This is a genomic window from Hornefia butyriciproducens, assembly GCF_009695915.1.
GTDB lineage: Bacteria > Bacillota > Clostridia > Peptostreptococcales > Anaerovoracaceae > Aminicella > Aminicella butyriciproducens.
Genome location: NZ_VUMZ01000003.1, coordinates 44182 through 63958, shown reverse-complemented (window position 1 = coordinate 63958; position 19777 = coordinate 44182). Strand labels below are relative to the sequence as shown.

Sequence of the window (19777 nt, the reverse complement as noted above, 5' to 3'; positions counted from 1 at the left end):
CATGCGCGTCCTGTATGCGTTCCATACGTGTTCCATGCGTGTCCCATGCTGCGGTTCCGGCCGCCTACATATACAGCTCCATCAGCGCCATGGCGGCCACCGGCAGAGTTGCAAGCGACATCAGCGTCGTCATTGCGATTCCCTTCGCCATCAGGTCTGCATTTTTGTTTTCCCTGGCGGCAATTGCAACGGAAATCACCGCGCCCGGAAAGGCCGAAGCAAACACCAGCGTCAACTTGGCCCAGTTCGTGAGAGGCAGCCAATTACAGCCCAGGAACGTCAGCACCGGCACAAGCACCACGTTGACAAGGCAGACAATAATAAGCTTCCGGTCGGTAAAGGCAGATTTCAGATTGCTGTTGCTCAGCTGAATTCCCAGCACAATCATAGAGACCGGCACTGTTGCGTCCGCCAGAATTCCGAAAAAATCCGAGACGATTTCCGGGAGCCGCATTCCTGTAATCAGAAGGACCAGTCCTATCAGTGCCGCCAGCATGCACATATTACAGAGAGAGCGGAACACCGCGCGAATGTCCGCCCGTTTTTTTGTACCGTAATTCAACTGCAGAACCTGCAGGAAGTAAAGATAGAAAACACAGGTGCAGTTTTCGATGACCATGAAATACAGCGCCTGGCTGCCGAAAATCGACGCCGTAACGGGAAATCCCATAAATCCGCTGTTTACGCTGGACATCAGAGCCAGAAGGACCCCCTGATCCTCAGGCGGCTGATACCGCAGTATCTTCAGTACCAGAAGACCCAGCAGCCATACAGCGAAAAACCAGATCAGCGTTCCCAGGAACACCTCTAATGTCGCCCGTTTCATTTCCGGCGTCAGGGGATTTTCCGACATGGAATCGATAATCATAGCCGGAATGGAAATATACAAAAGCAGGTTGACCAGATACTTGTTCGACTCCACAGGAAGAACGCCTGCTTTGTTCGCGGCGTATCCTACAGCAACGATGCAGAAAATCATTATAACCTTCAGAAAAACTGTCGCCATTTTCCCTCCTCAGGAAAGCCCCGGCATGGCTGCCGCTCTTTTCTCTTCTCTGTCCTTTTCTGCATTTTCCCGGACAATACGGATTTTCTTCTCGTATTTAAGCCGCTTTTCCTCGTTTCCGCAGGCATCGTAGATTTCCACGAGTTCCCCCATCACATCGGTATTGCTGGGAGAATACTGCAAAGCCCGCAGGAGTCTCTGCTCCGCTTCTTCCTGCAGTTCAAGGCCCTTATACGCCACGCCAAGATAATACCACAGCGGCCACCAGGTATTAAATCGCTCGTCGTCTTCATAATCCGACAGGATCGCAATGCCCTCCTCATAACGTCCGCTGAGCACCGCGTTATAGCCCTCTTCAATTTTGCAGGGTTCTGTGAGCTTATCCAGAAGCCCCCGGATTTCCGCCCGAAGCTCGCCGTCCTCCGACAGTTCCATGAAACGATCCCATGTCAGCTTTGCTTTGATGTACAGCCCGAGATTGATATATCCGAATCCCAGAAAATAAAAGCCCATATCATAGTCAGGGGCTTTCAGCGTGAGTTTTTCAAAGGCTTCCAGAGATTCAGCCTTGAACCGTCCCACATATTCCTCGCCTTCTCCGTTCTCGTAGGCGTCTTTGCACGCGCGTCCGTAGCAGTAGAACGCGTCCCGGTTTTCCGGATCCAGCAGGATCGCAGCCCTGAACAGGATACACGCCTCTTCATAACTGTCATGTGCCGCCAGATCCACGCCTTCATTAATCAGGGGCTTCACAAAATCCGACGTGAATGTTCTCAGAATATACGCCTTGTAATTTTCCGCGTAACGGAAGTTGATATCGCATCCGATCACATACGCCATGTTGCGGGCAATTGCCAGTGTCGAGAGACCCTGGTCCAGCTCGGCTCTGCGGATCGGAACCGGAACATCCTTCATAATGTCCCCGATACCGGCCCGGTTCAGATAATTGTCCGAAAGCTCGTCGAACAGGAACCCCTCTTCAATGCGGGGAATCAGATAATCTGAAATGCGATCCTTAAACTGCTGTTCTTTTTCCATTTACTTCAGTTCCCATCCTTTCTCCATAAACCGCCGGACGACCTCCGGATTCAGCGCGTCCATCATATCCAGCGTCAGGAAATGCTCTGCTCTTGTGGAGATTCCGCTTAATTTCGCCTCCTGCTTCATGGCGAACCGGTACAAAATCCGGTACAGATCTTCCTTTTTATGAGAAGCCATATGATATTTTCCGGAATAATAGAAATCCGCCAGCCGCTCAAAAAATCGGAACGGGGTGACTTCCATATCCTCAATGAGGAACTCCAGCGTGCGCTGAAATCCGCCCCGGTTATAGTAGAGGTCAAGCACAGTCGTGACCATCTTCAGTTTGACAAAATCAATGGCAGTCATGTATTTATTGCTGATCACCTCGTATGGTGCTTTGTTCCTGTATACGTACCCGTGCTCCCTCGCTTCCCTACGGATCCTCGTACCCTTCAGAAGCTTCAGAAATCCCAGCTGCAGCACCGACGGATGAACTGCATACACACGATCGAAGGATTCCGCGAAGGACCGGTAATCCTCGCATGGCAGTCCCGCGATCAGATCGACATGAACCTCGATGGTCCCCAGTTCCATCAGTTTGCTGATGTTCTGCAGAACCTCGGCCGTTTCGGTCTTCCGGCTGATTTCCCGCAGAGTGTAGGGGTTCGCCGACTGCACGCCGATTTCAAACTGGAAAAGTCCCTTCCGTGCCCTGGACAGGACCCGGAAGGAATCCGAATCGAGAAGATCCCCGCAGATCTCGAAGTGGAAGTTCGTGGTTCCGTTGTCTTTGTCGATAATATACTGCCAGATCTCTCCGGCCCGCGCTTTGTTGTAGTTAAAGGTCCGGTCGATGAACTTCACCTGACGGATATTTTTGTACATCAGATATCCGACGTCCCGGCGCACTCTCTCAAGTGAAAGCTCCCTCACCGTGCTGTCCACGGAGGAAATGCAGTAGGAGCAGCGGAACGGGCATCCCCGGACGGATTCGTAGTACACGATTTTGTCCGTCTCCACCTCCAGATAGGTGTATGGGAACGGAAGCCGGTCCATATACGGAAGAGAACCCGCCTCGTTGGAGAGAACCGTATCCAGGCCCCAGTAGGTCAGACTGCTGACCTTGCTGAAATCCCGGTTCCCGGAGATCAGCTCACGGCAGAACTGGGAGAACGGCTTTTCGCCCTCTCCGCGAATGATGAAATCGGCCCATGGGTTGTCCCTCAGGAACCGTTCGCTTTCATAACTGACCTCCGGTCCGCCTAGAAGGATACGGAGATCCGGGCGGGCCTTTTTCAGGTCGCTGCACAAGGAACGGATCTGCTCTATATTCCAGACATAGCAGGAGAAACACACCAGATCATATCCGCCCCGCATGATTTCTCCGAACACGAGATCCCGTTCGTTATTGATGGTAAATTCGCGGAGCTCCACATCCAGTCCGGAATCCGCCACTACGGAATAGAGATATTTCAGCGACAGATTCGTATGGATGTATTTCGAATTTAATGTCGTCAGAAGAATTCTCATTACAGCATCCTAAACCTTTCATCCTTCAGCATTCCGCTGTCTTTCATGGCTCTTCTCAGCTTCGCAAGCATCGCCTCCTTGTCCTCCGGAAGGGTGCCCTTCAGTGAAAGATAGTTGGAGGCATGATTGCTCCGGAACACGCAGGGCTTCTCCGGATTCATGTTCTCTATCATCAAATAGGTTTCCGCGATCACCTCTTCCGGTGACAGCAGCCTGAACTCGCCGCTCTGGATTTTTTCATAAAGAGGTGCCGCGGGTTCCACCATAAGCGTCAGAAGCGCCACATAGGACGCATTCATCCGGCTGATCATTCTGCCGCTTTCAATGGCGTGCTCCCGCCATCCGTCTTTGCCGGCCAGTCCGGAAATGAAGGTGACTGACGCCTGGATCCCGGAATCCTCAATTTTATGAACCGCCTCGATGAGCTGTGCTCCGGTCACGCCCTTGCAGACATCCTTCAGGACCTTTTCACTCCCCGACTCCGCACCGATATAAATCATGCGCACTCCGTTTTCGTACAGCTCGCGCAGCTCCTCCGGCGTTTTATGAAGCACATCGGCGGCGTTTCCGTAAACGTTTACTCTCCGGCATTCCGGGAACAGCTCCTGAATTTTCTGCAGAATCACCAGGAGCTTTCGGTTGGACAGGCATAACGCGTCCCCGTCGCACAGAAAGATCCGCTCTACATACCGGTAGAGCTTTCTGGCCTCCTCCAGATCCTCCATGACCTCATCCATATTTCTGAGATGAAACCTCTTATTCTTGAACATGCTGCAGAATGTGCATTTGTTGTGTGTGCAGCCGACCGTTACCTGAACAAGCAGGCTGTAAGCCTCGCTGGGCGGCCGGTAGATATCTCCTTCGTATCTCAAAATTTACTCCATTTCGTTTCTGTCTGATTCAGTCCGGAACGCATACCGTACACCGCGGCGTTCCGCACAGTCTGTCACGGCAGCTCACAAAATCCCTGTTCGGACTACATGCGCTCCGGCGCCTTCATTCCCAGCAGTGCCAGCCCGTTCCGGATTCCGTTCTTGGCTGCGATGGTCAATGCGACCTTGGCCACCCGCTCTTCTTCATTCTCGGAAAGAATGTGTTCATCATGATAGAAACGGTTGTACGCCTGAGCGATGTTTACAATATGGCGAGTGATGATGGAAGGCTCGAACTTTTCTCCGGCCTCAACGACGGTCTGCGGAAGAGCGTACAGCAGCCGGGTCAGAGCGTATGCACTGTCGCTGTTCAGATAGCTGAAGTCCACCTCATCCAGGTTCCGCGCCTTCGCAGCAGTCTCTTCGCCCGCCTTGCGGAGCACGCTTGCGCAGCGCGCATGAGTATACTGTACATACGGACCGGTCTCTCCGTCAAAGTTCAGAACCTTGTCCCACTTGAACACATAGTCCTTGATTTTGTTATTCGAAAGCTCCTGGAAGATCACCGCTCCGATTCCCACCTGATGCGCCACATCATCGACAAACGACTCGTCCGCATCCGGATTCTTCTCTGCTATAATCTCCCGGGTCTTTTCCACCGCCTTGTTCAGAACGTCCTCCAGGAAGACCACACGGCCTGCACGGGTGGACATGGTTCCATCCTCCAGGCTGACCATTCCGAACGGCACGTGAATGCAATCCTTTACCCAGTCATATCCCAGCAGTTCCACAACCTTCATCCACTGCTGGAAATACAGGTTCTGCTGCGAAGCAACCACATAGATGTTCTTATAGAAATCGTAAGTTTCCTTCCGGTACACGGCGGTGGCAATATCCCGCGTGCAGTACAGAGTGGATCCGTCTGATTTGGTGATCAGCGCCGGCGGCATGCCATACGCCTCCAGATCCACAATCTGTGCGCCTCTGGATTCCTCCAGCAGTCCTTTCTCCTTCAGCTCATCGATGAAGCGCTGCATCTTATCGGAATAGAAGCTTTCACCGTCCACCTCGTCGAACTCGATGTCCAGCATCTTATACACGCGGTTGAACTCCTTCATGGATTCCTCCCGGAACCACTGCCAGAGCTTTACTTCCTCCTCCTGTCCCTTCTCAAGATCCGCGAAGGCCTTTCTTGCCTCATCGTCCAGTTCGGGATGCTTCTCCGCCTCTACATGGAATTTCGTATAGTATCCCAGCAGCGTGGTAATCGGATTGTCCTTCACGTCCTGCTCATTCCCCCAGTGCCGGTATGCGACGATCATTTTCCCGAACTGAGTGCCGTAATCGCCCACATGATTCAGCCGTCTGACCTTGTAGCCCAGTGCCCGGTAAATCAGATTGATGGAATTCCCGATCACGGTACTGCGGATATGGCCGATATGGAAAGGCTTGGCGATATTCGGCGAGGAATATTCCACGATCACGAGTTTTCCGTCGCCCACATTCGTCTTTCCGAAGTTTTCCCCGTCCATCGCCTCCTCCAGGGTTGATCTGGTATACATTTCCTTGGACAGGAACATATTCACGTATGCGTTGACCTGTTCGACCTTCTCGAACAAAGGCCGGTCCGCGATCGCCTGAGCGATGTCCGCCGCGATGCTCTGCGGAGCCTTGCGCAAAAGCTTTGCCAGGCGGAAGCACGGGAACGCGTAATCTCCCATTGCCGGATCCTGCGGGATCTCGACCAGTTCCAGAGCGTCCTCCTCACTCAGCTCGCTGACCTGTCCGGCGATTATCTTTGCTATTTCTTCTTTGTAATTAACCATCTGTCGATCTCCTTTTCCGATATTACTTCTATTCCATGCTCTTTTAATATTCGTACAAAACATCCGTCGCCCGGGATCGTTGTTCCGGTAAAAGTTCCGTCATAAATCGATCCGCTTCCGCAGGATGGACTGTTTCCCTTCAATACGGCCCCTTCAATGGGCTCTCGTCGCTTCTCCGCCTGGCGCAGAACGTGCCTCCAGGACGCCTCCGCACCGCGCCGGAAAGCCTCGGTCACATCTTTTCCGGTTCGATCCAGAATCCGGTCTCCGGAATATTCCGCCGGCGGACGGGGAGACTGCAGACCTCCCGCCGTCTCCGGGCACACCACGCAGCAGGAATGCGTCTGATAAAATCTGAGTACATCCCCGTTCCGGTTATTACCTCCGTTGTATTTACAATTATTGCCCAGCAGGCAGCTGCTTATGATATACATATTTCTTCCTACTCTGTTTACTCTGTTCTGAGTGTGACGACAGTCACTCCCTCTCCCCCCTCATTATAATTGCCGGGGCGAATCGATGCAACATGCCGATTTCTTTTCAGCGACTGCCGGAGACCCTTCTGCAGGATTCCCTCTCCCCGGCCGTGAATGACCGTGACCTCCTTCAGCCCGGCCATATACGCGTCATCAATGTATTTATCCACATCCATCCGAGCGCTGTCCAGATTTTCTCCCTGCACATTTACCGAGCTGTGGACCGACTCCGTCTTCCGCTTCATCATGCTCCCGTAGCTTTTCCGTGCGGCCGGCTTTTTCGCCTTTGTTTTTTTCCCGTCCACTACCAGCATCAGATCATCCAGATTTACAGTCACCTTCATGATGCCGACCTGCACCTGAAGCTCGCCCCGGTCGTCAGGCAGTGTGAGCACCTCTCCGTTCTGGTCCAGTGACAGAACACGGACCCGGTCGCCGATCCGAAGCTGAGACGCACTGACAGGTGCGCTGTTGACCTGACGGATCACACGTTCGGCGTATTTTTTCTCATTTTCCTTCAGCCTGCGGCGGTTGCGATCGAAGGCTTTGTTTCGCGCCCCCAGGCTGTCCATCCGGGACAGCTCCCGGAGTTCCTTTTGTACCTCGTCCGCCGTGGCTCTGGCTTCCCGAAGCATCTCTCGAGCCTCCTGACGACTGTCAGCCATCAGGTTTTCTCTCTTCTTCCTGAATTCCGCCTGTTCCTCCGCCAGGCGCTCCTTTATCTGTTCTGCCTCAGCACGGATCCGCTCTGCTTCAGCCAGTTCTTCCTCAGCCCGTTTTTTGTCTCTGTCGATGGCGGAGATCACGTCCTCAAACTCAAGATCTCCCCTCTCGATCAGTTCTCCGGCGCGATCCACAATATCTCCGGGCAGACCCAGCTTGCCGGAAATCTCAAAGGCGTTTGACTTCCCCGGTGTTCCCAGCCGCAGCCGATAGGTCGGACTCAGGGTTTCCACATCGAATTCCATCGAGCCGTTTTCCACACCGTCAGTGGAAAGCGCATACTTTTTTATCTCATTGTAATGGGTCGTCGCCACCGTCTGTGCTCCGCTGCGGAACAGCCGTTCCAGGATCGCGATGGCAAGGGCCGCGCCCTCTGTCGGATCTGTTCCCGCTCCCAATTCATCCAGAAGCACCAGAGAATTTTCTCCTGCCTTTCCGACGATGTCCACAATGTTCTTCATATGCGAGGAAAATGTAGACAGACTCTGCTCGATGCTCTGCTCATCGCCGATATCTGCGAAAATCTCTCTGTACACCGGAACTCTGCTCTGTCCCGAAGCGGGAATATGAAGGCCGCTCTGTGCCATCAGCGCAAGGAGACCGATTGTTTTCAGCGTCACGGTCTTTCCGCCCGTGTTGGGTCCTGTGATCACAAGCGTCCGATACTCCTCCCCGATGGAAACCGAAACAGGAACGACGCTGTCCGGATCCAGCAGCGGGTGACGTCCCTCCCGAATCACCAGCGCGCCGTCTGTGCTGATTTCCGGTTCTTCACCCTTCATACGGAGGGAAAGTTTCCCCTTCGCCATTATAAAGTCCAGGCGCACAAGATTCTCCTGATTATTGCGCAGATCATGACAGCACTCCCCTACCTGATCGGAAAGTTTCTGCAGAATGCGGGAAATTTCAGCCTGCTCCGCAAGTTCCAGCTCACGCAGCTCATTATTCATATTCACTATGGCCTGAGGCTCAATGAACAGAGTCGCTCCGCCCTTCGACTGATCGTGCACGATCCCCGGAAATCGGGATCTGTGCTCCAGTTTCACCGGAATCACATACCTCCCGCCTTTGATCGTCACGATACTGTCCTGAAGATAGGGTCTGTTCGCCTGGCTGTTCACAATCTGGTTCAGACGGCTGCGGATAGATTCATTCTGACGCTGGATGCTCCTGCGGATTCCGCGGAGCTCCGAAGACGCATTGTCTGCCATCTCATCCTCCGACAGGATGCACCGGTCGATATCCGCCTCCAGCCCGGGATGGGGCACAATCAGCTCCGCAAGAGAAGAAATCAGCGGAACCGGGGGAACGTCCTCCTTCAGAAACCGAATCACATTGGAAGCCGCCGCAAGATCATAATGAACCTGGAGCAGCTGCTTCATGGTCAGACATCCTCCCTTCCGCGCAAAAGAAGCGATCCCGGCGATATCATATATGCCGCCGACAGGCAGCGGCCCTTTACGCACAATAAGGTCAACCGCTTCCGTAGTTGACCTTAACTCTTCGGATACGCTCCGGGAATCTGTCTCCGGCATCAGGGAAAGAGCCATTTCCCTCGCCATTTCACAGCCGGCCTCGTCCTTCAAAAGCTCTTTTATTTTATTGTACTCTAAAATATCAATCGCTTTTTCGTTCATGCATCAGCCCTTCTGAAGCTTTTCTATCTGACTTTTCAGCTGGATGTTTTCCATCTGCAGATCGAAGATCTGATTTTCAAACTCGGAGCATTTCGCCTGAAGTTCCTGAAACCGTTTGTCTTCCTTCTGTCCCTCCAGTTTCAGTTTTTCCATCGCCTCCCGGGTCTGCTTGTAGTTCTTTTTCGCATCCTCCCAGAGCTTGATATAATGCGCGGAATCTCTCTCCAGCTGCTGATTCGCGACGCGGAGCCGCTCCATCTCCTCCTGCTGGTCAAAATACTCCTCCGCAATGTTGATGGAGGACAGCACCGCGACAGCGCCGGTGCCGTTCCGTCCCATCACTTTGGAGACAAGGTGCATACGATCATCCACATAATCCGCGATTTTCTCGATTTCCTCCTGAGTCTTATCTCCGGAAATGCTGTAGGTCTGTCCGTAAATCTTAACTTCTACTTTGTCACCCATGGTTTCTCCTTTTTCTTTGTTCCTTAATCACGCAGCACCGCGTGGAAGCGCTCTTTCAGCATCTCGACAACCTCTGCGTGAGCTCTGTCGGCTTCCTCGTCGGTCAGTGTCCTGTCATTGTTCCGGTAGGTCAGACTGAATGCCACGCTCTTCTTCCCGCGCCCGACCTGCTCGCCGCGGTAGACATCGAACAGACGGATGTCCTCCAGAATGCCGGCTTCCATCTCCTTCACCGCCGCTTCAATCTTTCCGACTTCCAGATCCTCATCAACGATCAGCGCCATATCTCTGGATGTTGCCGGATATTTTGGCGGGTGGCGGTACTGCACCTCCCGGTCTGACAGTGTCAGAATCAGGTCGAAGAACAGCTCCGCGCAGTATGCTCTGGTTCCGATTCCGAAGTTCTCCGCCACATCGGGATGCAGTTCTCCCATGATTCCCAGTTCTGTATCGTCTCCGTTGCGGTCGCGGGTCATGATGCGTGCACACCTGCCGGGATGATAGAGACCATACTCGCTTTCTGTAACAAAGGTTAATTCACCGATGCCCATTTTGTCCAGCAGAGCACAGACTATTCCCTTCAGTGTAAAGAAATTCTCCTTTTCCCCATAACATCCGATGCTCAGATTGCAGGATTCATCCGGAAGCCCGTCCGGTTCCAGCAGGTTTTTCATAAAGGTATTTCCGATCTCATAAGCCCGGACAGCCTCAATATTTCTGGCGTAGTTTCTGCCCAGAACCTCCAGCATTCCCGGTGTCAGGATCGTTCTCAATGCCGAAGTATCCTCTCCCATCGGATTGATCATCCGAACGAAATTCCGTTCCCAGGAATCCTGATCGATTCGGCACTGATCCAGCACTTTGTCGTTGGAGAAGGAGTATGTCTGAATCTCGTTTGCACCCATTCCGCAAAGGGTCACGCGGGCAAGCTCTCTCAGATCCCAGTCCTTCGGGAAAGGCGCGGCCGACGATGTGTCCGGAAGTGTCATCGGCAGATTGTCGTAGCCGTACATCCGGGCGACCTCTTCCACATAATCCACCTCCTCCAGCAGATCCTGCCGGACGGTCGGAGGTGTGATGTACATTTCGTCGCCTTCTCCTTCCACCTTCATCTCCAGTCCGTTGAAGTAGGACACCATCTGCTCCCGGGAAATATCTGTCCCCAGCACTTTGTTGATGCGGCTCACTCTCGCCATGACTGTCGGCGCTTTCTCCGGATTCGGATAAACATCGACGGAACCGTCGAGGACTCTGCCGCATCCGAGCATTTCCACAAGCTTACAGACGCGGTCCGCTGCAGCAGAGCAGAGATTCGGATCAATTCCCTTCTCATACCGTCCGGAAGCCTCCGTCCGCATTCCCAGGGCCTTGGCCGTCAGACGCACACTGCTTCCGAGGAAGTTCGCCGATTCAATAACAACCGTATCGGTATCCTCCACGATTTCAGAATTCAGTCCGCCCATGACGCCGGCCACTGCCACCGGTTTTTCCGCATCGTTAATCATCAGGTTATCCGCATGCAGCGTCCGCTCTGTTCCGTCCAGCGTAGTGAAATGTTCTCCCTCCTTCGCAGTATCCACGATAATCTCGCCGCCGGCGAGGCTTCTGATATCGAAGGCGTGCAGGGGCTGTCCGTATTCCAGCATAACAAAATTTGTAATATCCACCATATTGTTGATCGGACGCATGCCGGCCGCCATCAGGCGTTTCTGCATCCACCAGGGGGACTGTCCGATCTTCACATCCCGGATGACCCTGGCAGTATACCGTTTGCACAGCTCCGACCGAACCGATACCCGGATGTAATCCGCCGCGTTTTCCCCAGCCTTTTCACACTCCGTGTCAGGATAACGCACAGTCTTTCCGAAAGTTGCCGCAGCCTCTCTGGCCATTCCAAGCATGGACAGGCAGTCCGGACGGTTCGGAGTAATCTCGAAATCCACAACGCTGTCCTCCAGCGCAAGACATTCGGCAAAGTCCTGTCCCAGCTGTTCGTCCCAGTTTCCGGGCAGGATCCAGATCCCGTCCTTGGAAAACATCGGTGCTACTTTGTCGTCAAATCCCAGTTCCTGCGCCGAGCAGAGCATGCCGTCGCTTTCAACTCCCCGCAGCTTGCCGCGGGTGATCTTTACTCCGCCTTCTGTTTTAGGCTGGCCGTGGAGCGGCCCAGGAATCACACTTCCGTGAACCGCAACAGGAACAAAAGCTCCTTCGAAGATGTTGCCGGCTCCCGTTACCACCTGCAGAAGATTATCTTCGCCGATGTTGATTCCGCATACCACGAGCTTATCCGCATCCGGATGTTTCTCAATTTTATCAATTCTTCCTACTTTAACGCCGCTTATTCCTGTTCCGATTTCTGTGCAGGTTTCGATGTTGGATCCTGACATGATCATCCGGTCGCAGAATTCCTTCACCGGAACATCGATATCGACGTAGTCCTTTAACCAATTAACTGATACTATCATTCCCGCTATGACCTCCTCATATTGTCAAATACAGATTGTGTATTTTTCAATGTTTCTTGCTTCTGACTGATTTCTACTTGAACTGATTGATGAATCTCATGTCGTTCTCATACAGAAGCCGGATGTCATCAATTCCGTATTTCAGCATCGCAATTCGCTCTACGCCCATTCCGACTGCGAATCCAGTGTATTTTTCCGTATCGATTCCGCCGACACGATGTACATGCGGGTGCGTCATCCCGCAGCCCAGGATTTCAATCCAGCCGCTTCCCTTGCAGACGTTGCAGCCCTTCCCGCCGCACTTGAAGCAGGAGACGTCCATCTCTGCGCTGGGCTCAGTGAAGGGGAAATGATGGGGGCGGAATTTGGTTCTCGTTTCCGGTCCGAACAGCTGTTTAGCCATTTGATCCAGAGAGCCTTTCAGATCCGCCATAGTAATATCTTCGCCGATCACCATCATTTCTACCTGATGAAATGTGGGAGAATGTGTGGCGTCCGGCGTGTCGCACCGGAAGCAGCGTCCGGGAATCACGATTTTATATGGGAGCGGCAGCTCCTTCTCGGCCCGTACCTCGCCTGAAGACGTATGCGGACGGAGCACAATGTCCTTCCCGATATAAAAGGTATCCGACATGTCCCTGGCCGGGTGGAATTCCGGTGAATTCAGTCCGTCAAACGTGTTGAACACGGTATCGACCTCCGGACTTTCGTAAACGGAATATCCCATGGAACGGAAAATCCCGACGATCTCGTTTATGACCTGAGTAATCGGATGCTCAACTCCGATCGTGACCTGCACGCCGGGTTCGGTAACATCGATCTTCTCTTCCCTGAACCGGGCTTCCCTGGTCTTTTCTCGAACCTGCTTCACCCGTTCCCGGAGCATTTCCTCAAACTGAGCCTTCGCCTTATTGGCGGCCATCCCCATTTCTTTTTTTTCTTCTCTGGAGAGCTTGCCCATTCCTCTCAGAATCTGGGTCAGCTGTCCCTTCTTGCCCAGAACGCGGACCCGGATCGCTTCGGTCTCTTCCAGAGTACCGGCCTCCTTCAGCTGCTCCTTTGCTTCCGCTAATACCTTTTCTAATTTTTCCTGCATGTTTTCTTTACCTCATATTTATTTTGTCCGCATGGCCTCGTACATCAGAATGCCGGCGGCCACGGATGCATTCAGTGATTCCAGCGCACCCTTCATCGGAATACGGAGTCGGACGTCCGCCTGATCGATCAGACTCCTGCTGGCGCCGTTTCCCTCATTTCCGATTACCAGTGCGATATTTTCTGTAAGGTTTACATCATAATAGATACAGTCGCCCTCAAGACACGTCACAACAAGGCGTTTCTCCATAGACCGTATCAGTTCGAATAAGTCCTGCTCAGAAGCCACCGTCACGATCGGCATCCGAAACAATGATCCGGCCGCGGCTCTTACCACCTTCGGGGAATATACGTCCGCAGTCCCCTTCAGACAGATCACAGCACCGTACCCGGCCCCCTCAGCAGTGCGGATGATCGTTCCGATGTTGCCCGGGTCCTGAAGTCTGTCCAGAACCACCACATTTCTGTGGGAAAGCAGCATGGGCAGTTCATCTTTCCGACAGCTCCGCTTCTTCACGATTCCCAGGATTCCCTGGCTCGTTTCAGTCTGCGCGAGGGTATCGAACAGTTTTCTGTCCATGACATAATAACGTACAGGGAAATCGGTACTCTGACTCCAATCCTCTCTCAGAATCAGCCGGTCCAGATCCGCGCCGTATTCAATGGCTTCCTGAATCAGATTTTCTCCCTCGATCAGATATCTTTCCTCCCTGTCCCGGTACTTTTTCCGGGTCAGCCGCTGACATTCCCTGTATATTCGGTTTTCCTTTGATGAAACCCTGTTCTCCATGTTGTAAAGCAACTTCCGTCAATAGTATTAAAAAGCCGGCTTGCACCACCGGCTTTTCAAAAGCGAACTTGATTATTTGGTGTTCAGAAAGGTCGGAATATCGAACTTGCTGTCCGACGGATCTTCCTCTCTGGCTCCTTCGAAAATTTTCTCCAGCGTGACTTCGGTGCCGTTGATGCCATCTTCCGTAACAATTTTCCTCGGCGAACGCGCGGATTCCGGCAGCTTGAAATCGCTGGTATCCGGTCCGGACTGGCCGTCCTCGAAGCCTGTTGCGATGACCGTGATGGAAATCTCGTTATTCATCTCCTCACTGACGGATGCACCGAAGATCAGAATGGCCTCGTTGTCTGCCTGTTCTTCGACGAGGCTCGCGATCTCGTTCACTTCCATCATACCCAGATCATAGCCGCCGGATACGTACAGCAGAATCGCCTTGGCACCGTCGATTCTCGTCTCAAGCAGCGGACTTTCGATTGCTGCCTTGACGGCCTCCTTGGCTCTGTCCTCGCCGGAACCGTGCCCGACGCCCATGTGCGCGACGCCCCGGTCGGTCATGACCGATCTCACATCCGCGAAGTCCACGTTGATCAGCGCGAAATCCGAAATCAGGTCTGAAATACCCTGTACGCCCTGGCGCAGCACGTCGTCCGCCATTGCGAACGCGTCGATCATCGTCGTATTCTTCTCACAGTTCTCCAGCAGTTTGTCATTCGGAACGATGACGAGTGAATCCACATATTTCTTCAGGAAGTCCAGTCCGAGATCAGCCTGTGCCTTCCGTTTCTTTCCTTCAAATGAAAACGGTTTGGTAACGACGCCTACGGTGAGGATCCCCATGTCCTTCGCCGCCTTGGCAATGATCGGAGCAGCGCCTGTTCCGGTTCCGCCTCCCATTCCTGCGGTGATGAACACCATATCAGTCCCCTCAATGAGATCCGCAATCACATCCAGCGTCTCTTCCGCGGACTTCTGTCCGATCTCCGGATTTCCGCCGGCCCCCAATCCCTTGGTCAGTTTCTCGCCGATCTGAATTTTCGTCTCAGCATTACAGCGCCCCAGCGCCTGACTGTCTGTATTAACCGCGATATACTCCACACCCTGCAGGTTCGTTTCCAGCATTCTGTTGACCGCATTGCAGCCGCCGCCTCCGACGCCGATCACCTTTATAACAGCTCCGCTCGTCTGTTCATTTTCAAATTGCAACATTTATACTGCCTCCTTGGATCCCATATTAGTGATATTTTATCATATAATATGGACATTTGCACGAATTTTTTATTAAAATGAGGGAGAAAACGATATATAATTATGCTCTCCCAGCGATATCGTCCCGCGCTTTGTCTTGTTCTGATACAATTTGTTGATCACCTTCTGCAGGTTGCCGCTGTCGATGGCTTTTTTCATCTGTTCCGGCGTTCCCTTTACAATTAATGTATCGTACACATACGCCCGTATCGTGCGTTTCTGCACTTTTATTTTCTTGAAGTACAGATCGCCCCGGCTCATGGTGGAAACCATTTCCAGCGTCTCCTTCAGCGTTTCCTTCTCTTCTGCACGGACTGTTTTCCCGATCCTGATACGGCTCAGTGTCAAACCGGAAAGGGTCGTAAGTTTGGGATCTGTCCTGGCGATTCTGAGCACCCGGCCTTCCTCGTCGATAACGACATAACGGTTTCCGTAAATGATCGCAGCGATCTGCTTTCTCTCTGTCACCCGGATCTCCAGTGCAGACGGCAGATGCCGTTTCACCTTCACCTTCGCGAAATAAGGGTCCTGCAGGAGACGTTTCCGTATCTCCTTTTTTCCGGGGCAGAACACCAGGTTTCTTCCGGTGACCGCACCGCTCATATTGACGACCTCCTCGTCGGTATAATACACATTTCCCGATACTGTAACAGTCTTGATATTGAATACCGGTGACGCCAGGAACACAGCGCACGCCACGACGAGAACCAGCGCAATCAGAAACCGCCTCCGCAAATTCTTTTTTCTGCGTTTTTTTTTCTTCCGGCGGATCTCTCTGCACGGAATATCCTCCGGCGCGCCCGGCTCTTCCGTATTCAGCTGTTCCGCATCCGTTGCCGTCGCGGATGCTGCTTCAGTGAAAGCAAGACGTGTATTTTTCCCCTGCTCCATCGTTCTCCCTCACAGGCTTTTCCTGATTTCTTCGTAAATAAGTTCCGCGGAATTATGGGGAACACAGTTCCGGCTCACCTCTCCCATGGCGTTTCTTTTTTCCGGCTCCGACTCCAGTCTGTCTACCTCGGCAATCAGCCGTTCCGGCGTCAGATTTTTCTCCTCAATCAAGACAGCGCCTCCCCGATCCGCAACCGATCTGGCGTTAAAATACTGATGATTTCCCGTAACATTCGGTGAAGGGATCAGAATGGAGGGACGGCCGCTGACACAGATTTCCGCAACGGAAAGTGCTCCGGCCCGGCCGATTACCAGATCCGCCGCCGCGAGGTAGTCCGGCATGTCTCTGATGTATGAGCAGACACGGATATTCTGTCCGGTCTCAATCCCCTGCTTCCGGATTTCTTCACAGATTTCATCGTAATACTGGCTTCCCGTTCCAAAGATCAGAACTTTTCCCGGGTTCCCCTGAAATGTTTTCATCAGTTCAAACACCACTTCATTGATGCGTTCGGCGCCCTGGCTTCCGCCGAAAGAAAACACCGCGAACTGATCCTCTCCGATTTTCAGTCTGTCCCGCGCTTCTTTTCTTCCCACGCGGAAAAAACTGTCCCTCACCGGATTTCCGGTTACCACATGTTTCTCCGGTTCGTGAAAATAATCCGATGCTTCCGGAAAGCCCAGAAATACTTTGTCCACAAAACGTTCTAGGCTTTTGTTGGCCATACCCGGAAATGCATTCTGCTCATGAATAAAGCACCTGGCACCGTAGCGGTGTCCCGCGTACAGCACCGGAAAACACACGTAACCGCCGGTTCCGATGACAGCCTCCGGGCGGAATCGCTTCATAATGCGCAGGGACTGACGGATCCCTCTCAGCGTCGTGAACCCCGTGTCCACAATCTTAAGGGCATTGCTTCTGTCAATCCATTTCGCCGCAACCATCTCCATCGGATAACCGGTTCCCGGCACAATGTCCTTTTCCAGACCGATTTCGTTGCCGATATAGAGGATCTGCGAGTCCGGCTCTCTTTTTTTAATCGCGTCCGCAATGGCGATGGCAGGATAAATGTGTCCGCCCGTTCCACCGCCAGTTACAATCGCTCTCATATCAAACTCTCTCTTTCTCTGCGTTCACGCTCGCGCTCCCGCACGCGCTGGACGCGGTTCTGTTTTTTCTTCTTCTGTTCCGGGTTCAGGGTTCTGCTCTGCCTCGAGATATTCAGGACAACCCCGGCCATCCCCATGAAAATCCACAACGCGTTTCCTCCGTAGCTTACAAAGGGCAGTGCAATCCCGGTAGGCGGCATGGAAGACGTGACCACCGCCACATTCAGCACCACCTGAATCCCGATCATCAGCGCGACGCCGCCGGCCAGCAGCATACCGAACTGATCCGGCGCATTTATAGCCACCATACTGCATCTCCATACGAGAAGAACAAACACAAGCATCAGGATCAAAACTCCCACAAGGCCCAGTTCTTCGCCGATAATCGCGAGGATAAAATCATTCTGCGGTTCAGGGAGATACAGATTCTTCTGTACGCTTTTTCCCAGTCCGAGGCCGAACAGTCCTCCGGTGCCCAGCGCCAGCAGCGACTGCACCGCCTGGAATCCATCGCCCTGGGCATCCTTGAACGGATCGGTGAAACTGGTCAGACGATCTCCCCAGTAGGTTCCGGTCTGACTGAGAATGAGCAGTCCGCCGGCGCCGAGCCCGAATGCTCCGATGAGATACCTCCACTGAAGTCCCGACAGAAACATCATTCCCGCAATAATTCCGACGACGGTGAGCGCCGTGGATAGATTCGGCTGTTTGATGATCAGTATGCCCAGCAGCGCCATGAGCCCCGCCATCGGAAGAACGCCCCGTTTCAGGGACAAAACCCGGTTCGGCTCATCCGCAAAAAAGGATGCCGTAAACAAAATCGCCGCAACCTTCGCGATTTCTCCCGGCATGATAGACAGCGGGCCCACCCGCAGCCAGCGCGTCGCGCCGTTCGTAGTCACGCCCAGAGGCGTAAACAGCAACACAAGGAGCACGAGGCTCAGGATCAGCAGTATCCAGTCAAACCTCCGGTAGAGATGATAGTCCACCACCGATGTGGCATACATCAGCGCCGCACCCGTCAGAGCGAAAAACAGCTGCTTTTTCAGATACGTGTAAGGCGTTCCACTGTAATTGATCGAATTGTAATAACTCGCGCTGAACACCATCACGACCCCGAAGATCACCAGGATGACCACCAGAAGAAGCACCGTGAAATCGCATTGCCTCAGTCTTTTCAGGATGCTGAGTTCCTCTGATAACTTCGTTCTCGACCGCTTTTTCATTTACACTCCCAACCGCGCGACACATTCCTTGAAATGCTCTCCGCGCTGTTCGTAGCTGTCATACATGTCCCAGCTCGCACAGGCCGGCGACAGCAGAACCGTATCGCCCGGTTCCGCCAGCTCCGCCGCTTTCTCCACGCACTCTGCCATGTCCCTGCAGTATACATAATCTGAAAATCCCGCCCGGTCGGCCGCTTCCTGAATCAGATGTGCGTCCCGCCCCAGCAGAACAAGTTTCTTCACTCTTCCCGGAAATTCTCTGACGAATCCGTCAAACTCCTGTCCCTTGGCGTCCCCGCCCGCAATCAGAATAATGTTGTGTTCAATCGCCTTCAGCGCCGTAATCGACGCATCCGTATTCGTCCCCTTGGAATCGTTGTAATATCTGACGCCGCCGTGCTCGCCGCAGAACTCGATCCGGTGCTCCACGCCCCGGAATTCACAGATTCCTTTTCGGATCGTTTCCGGATCGATACCGGCGAAATAACAGATCGCAGCCGCTGCCAGCACATTCTGCAGATTGTGCTTTCCGATAATACGGATATCTTCTCTCCGGCAGATTTCTGTCAGAGCCCCGTCTCTTCCGCGGATCACCAATCTGTCATCCTTCACAAAGGCTCCGAACTCCAGTTCCTCCTCGACGCTGAACGGAACCACGCCCGCTCTGCAGCCCTTCGCCAGCGCATAGCAGGCCTTGTCGTCATAATTGATCACAAGCCATCCGTCCGCGGACTGATTAGCGAAGATTTTCGCTTTCGCCGCGCCATAGGCCTCCATTGTATGATGCCGGTTCAGATGATCTGGTGTGAGATTGAGAATTGCCGAAACCACCGGTTTAAAATACCGTGTAGTCTCCAGCTGGAAGCTGCTGCATTCTGTAACGAGCCAGTCCTGCTCCTCCGCCGCTGCAGACGCACTGATCACTGCGACTCCTATATTTCCCACGACATGAGTCCTTCTCTTCGCTTTGACAAAGATCTCACCCACCAACGTCGTTGTGGTCGTTTTCCCGTTGGTTCCGGTAATCGCAACATAATTTCCTTTGCCAATCCGATAGGCGATTTCAAGTTCTCCGATAATCTCTGCGCCCTTTTCCTTTGCCTCCCGGACAAAGGGCAGTTCAGGGCTCACTCCCGGACTGAGCACCAGCATATCAAAACAGCCCATGTCCGGTGGCATCGTATTCAGATAAAACCGTGCACCCTGAGTGCGAAAGAAATTCAGCAGGTTACCGTCAAGGTCATCTTCCTTCTTCGAATCCTGCACCGACACCTCTGCCCCCAGCCGGAGCAGCGCTTGTGCCGCAGCGATTCCCGAGCGGCCGAAGCCGACCACCAGGATCCGCATCCCCTTCATATTTTCTCTGTTTGTCATTTTCATCATCTCCATCC

The 19777-nt window shown here is 53.1% G+C and carries 16 protein-coding genes; all 16 read right to left on the bottom strand.

Annotation, left to right across the window (positions count from 1 at the left end; translation table 11 throughout):
- Positions 1 to 64: 64 nt before the first annotated feature.
- On the bottom strand, positions 65 to 1006 hold the full coding sequence (locus tag FYJ64_RS03980) for an AEC family transporter (RefSeq protein ID WP_154573952.1): 942 nt from the start codon (positions 1004 to 1006) through the stop codon (positions 65 to 67).
- Between the two features lie 9 nt (positions 1007 to 1015).
- On the bottom strand, positions 1016 to 2044 hold the full coding sequence (locus FYJ64_RS03975) for a tetratricopeptide repeat protein (RefSeq protein ID WP_154573951.1): 1029 nt from the start codon (positions 2042 to 2044) through the stop codon (positions 1016 to 1018).
- Entirely contained in the window at positions 2045 to 3559 is a 1515-nt protein-coding gene (locus FYJ64_RS03970) for a B12-binding domain-containing radical SAM protein (RefSeq protein ID WP_154573950.1), read from the bottom strand. It lies immediately after the preceding gene.
- Positions 3559 to 4431, bottom strand: a complete 873-nt coding sequence (locus tag FYJ64_RS03965; RefSeq protein WP_154573949.1) for a radical SAM protein — start codon at positions 4429 to 4431, stop codon at positions 3559 to 3561. The genes FYJ64_RS03970 and FYJ64_RS03965 overlap by 1 nt, the downstream gene beginning before the upstream one ends.
- Positions 4432 to 4535: 104 nt before the next feature.
- The gene (argS, locus tag FYJ64_RS03960) at positions 4536 to 6257 is read right to left on the bottom strand and encodes an arginine--tRNA ligase (protein WP_154573948.1); all 1722 of its coding nucleotides are present in this window, start codon (positions 6255 to 6257) and stop codon (positions 4536 to 4538) included.
- Positions 6233 to 6691 carry a 2-thiouracil desulfurase family protein gene (locus FYJ64_RS03955; RefSeq protein WP_154573947.1) on the bottom strand — a complete coding sequence of 153 codons (459 nt, stop codon included), beginning with the start codon at positions 6689 to 6691 and terminating at the stop codon, positions 6233 to 6235. Before FYJ64_RS03955 ends, argS begins: the two co-directional genes overlap by 25 nt.
- Positions 6692 to 6708: 17 nt before the next feature.
- Positions 6709 to 9093: an endonuclease MutS2 gene (locus FYJ64_RS03950; protein WP_154573946.1), complete on the bottom strand. Its 2385-nt coding sequence runs from the start codon at positions 9091 to 9093 to the stop codon at positions 6709 to 6711.
- A gap of 3 nt (positions 9094 to 9096) precedes the next feature.
- Positions 9097 to 9558, bottom strand: coding sequence for a cell division protein ZapA (locus FYJ64_RS03945; RefSeq protein WP_154573945.1), 462 nt, complete (start codon positions 9556 to 9558; stop codon positions 9097 to 9099).
- 23 nt (positions 9559 to 9581) lie between these two features.
- Complete coding sequence (gene pheT / locus FYJ64_RS03940) at positions 9582 to 12026, bottom strand: phenylalanine--tRNA ligase subunit beta (protein WP_154573944.1); 2445 nt, start codon at positions 12024 to 12026, stop codon at positions 9582 to 9584.
- A 73-nt stretch (positions 12027 to 12099) separates the two neighbouring features.
- Positions 12100 to 13122 (bottom strand): phenylalanine--tRNA ligase subunit alpha, encoded by a 1023-nt coding sequence (gene pheS, locus FYJ64_RS03935; protein ID WP_154573943.1) that lies wholly within the window; start codon positions 13120 to 13122, stop codon positions 12100 to 12102.
- Positions 13123 to 13140: 18 nt separating this feature from the next.
- Positions 13141 to 13911: a TrmH family RNA methyltransferase gene (locus tag FYJ64_RS03930; RefSeq protein ID WP_154573942.1), complete on the bottom strand. Its 771-nt coding sequence runs from the start codon at positions 13909 to 13911 to the stop codon at positions 13141 to 13143.
- Between the two features lie 72 nt (positions 13912 to 13983).
- The gene (gene ftsZ / locus FYJ64_RS03925; RefSeq protein WP_154573941.1) at positions 13984 to 15120 is read right to left on the bottom strand and encodes a cell division protein FtsZ; all 1137 of its coding nucleotides are present in this window, start codon (positions 15118 to 15120) and stop codon (positions 13984 to 13986) included.
- A gap of 72 nt (positions 15121 to 15192) precedes the next feature.
- Entirely contained in the window at positions 15193 to 16050 is an 858-nt protein-coding gene (locus FYJ64_RS03920) for a cell division protein FtsQ/DivIB (protein ID WP_154573940.1), read from the bottom strand.
- Between the two features lie 9 nt (positions 16051 to 16059).
- A complete protein-coding gene (gene murG, locus FYJ64_RS03915) occupies positions 16060 to 17160 on the bottom strand; it encodes an undecaprenyldiphospho-muramoylpentapeptide beta-N-acetylglucosaminyltransferase (protein ID WP_154573939.1) in 1101 nt (366 codons plus the stop codon).
- Positions 17157 to 18386 carry a putative lipid II flippase FtsW gene (ftsW, locus tag FYJ64_RS03910; protein ID WP_154573938.1) on the bottom strand — a complete coding sequence of 410 codons (1230 nt, stop codon included), beginning with the start codon at positions 18384 to 18386 and terminating at the stop codon, positions 17157 to 17159. Before ftsW ends, murG begins: the two co-directional genes overlap by 4 nt.
- Positions 18387 to 19760 (bottom strand): UDP-N-acetylmuramoyl-L-alanine--D-glutamate ligase, encoded by a 1374-nt coding sequence (gene murD, locus FYJ64_RS03905; protein ID WP_154573937.1) that lies wholly within the window; start codon positions 19758 to 19760, stop codon positions 18387 to 18389.
- Positions 19761 to 19777: the final 17 nt, after the last annotated feature.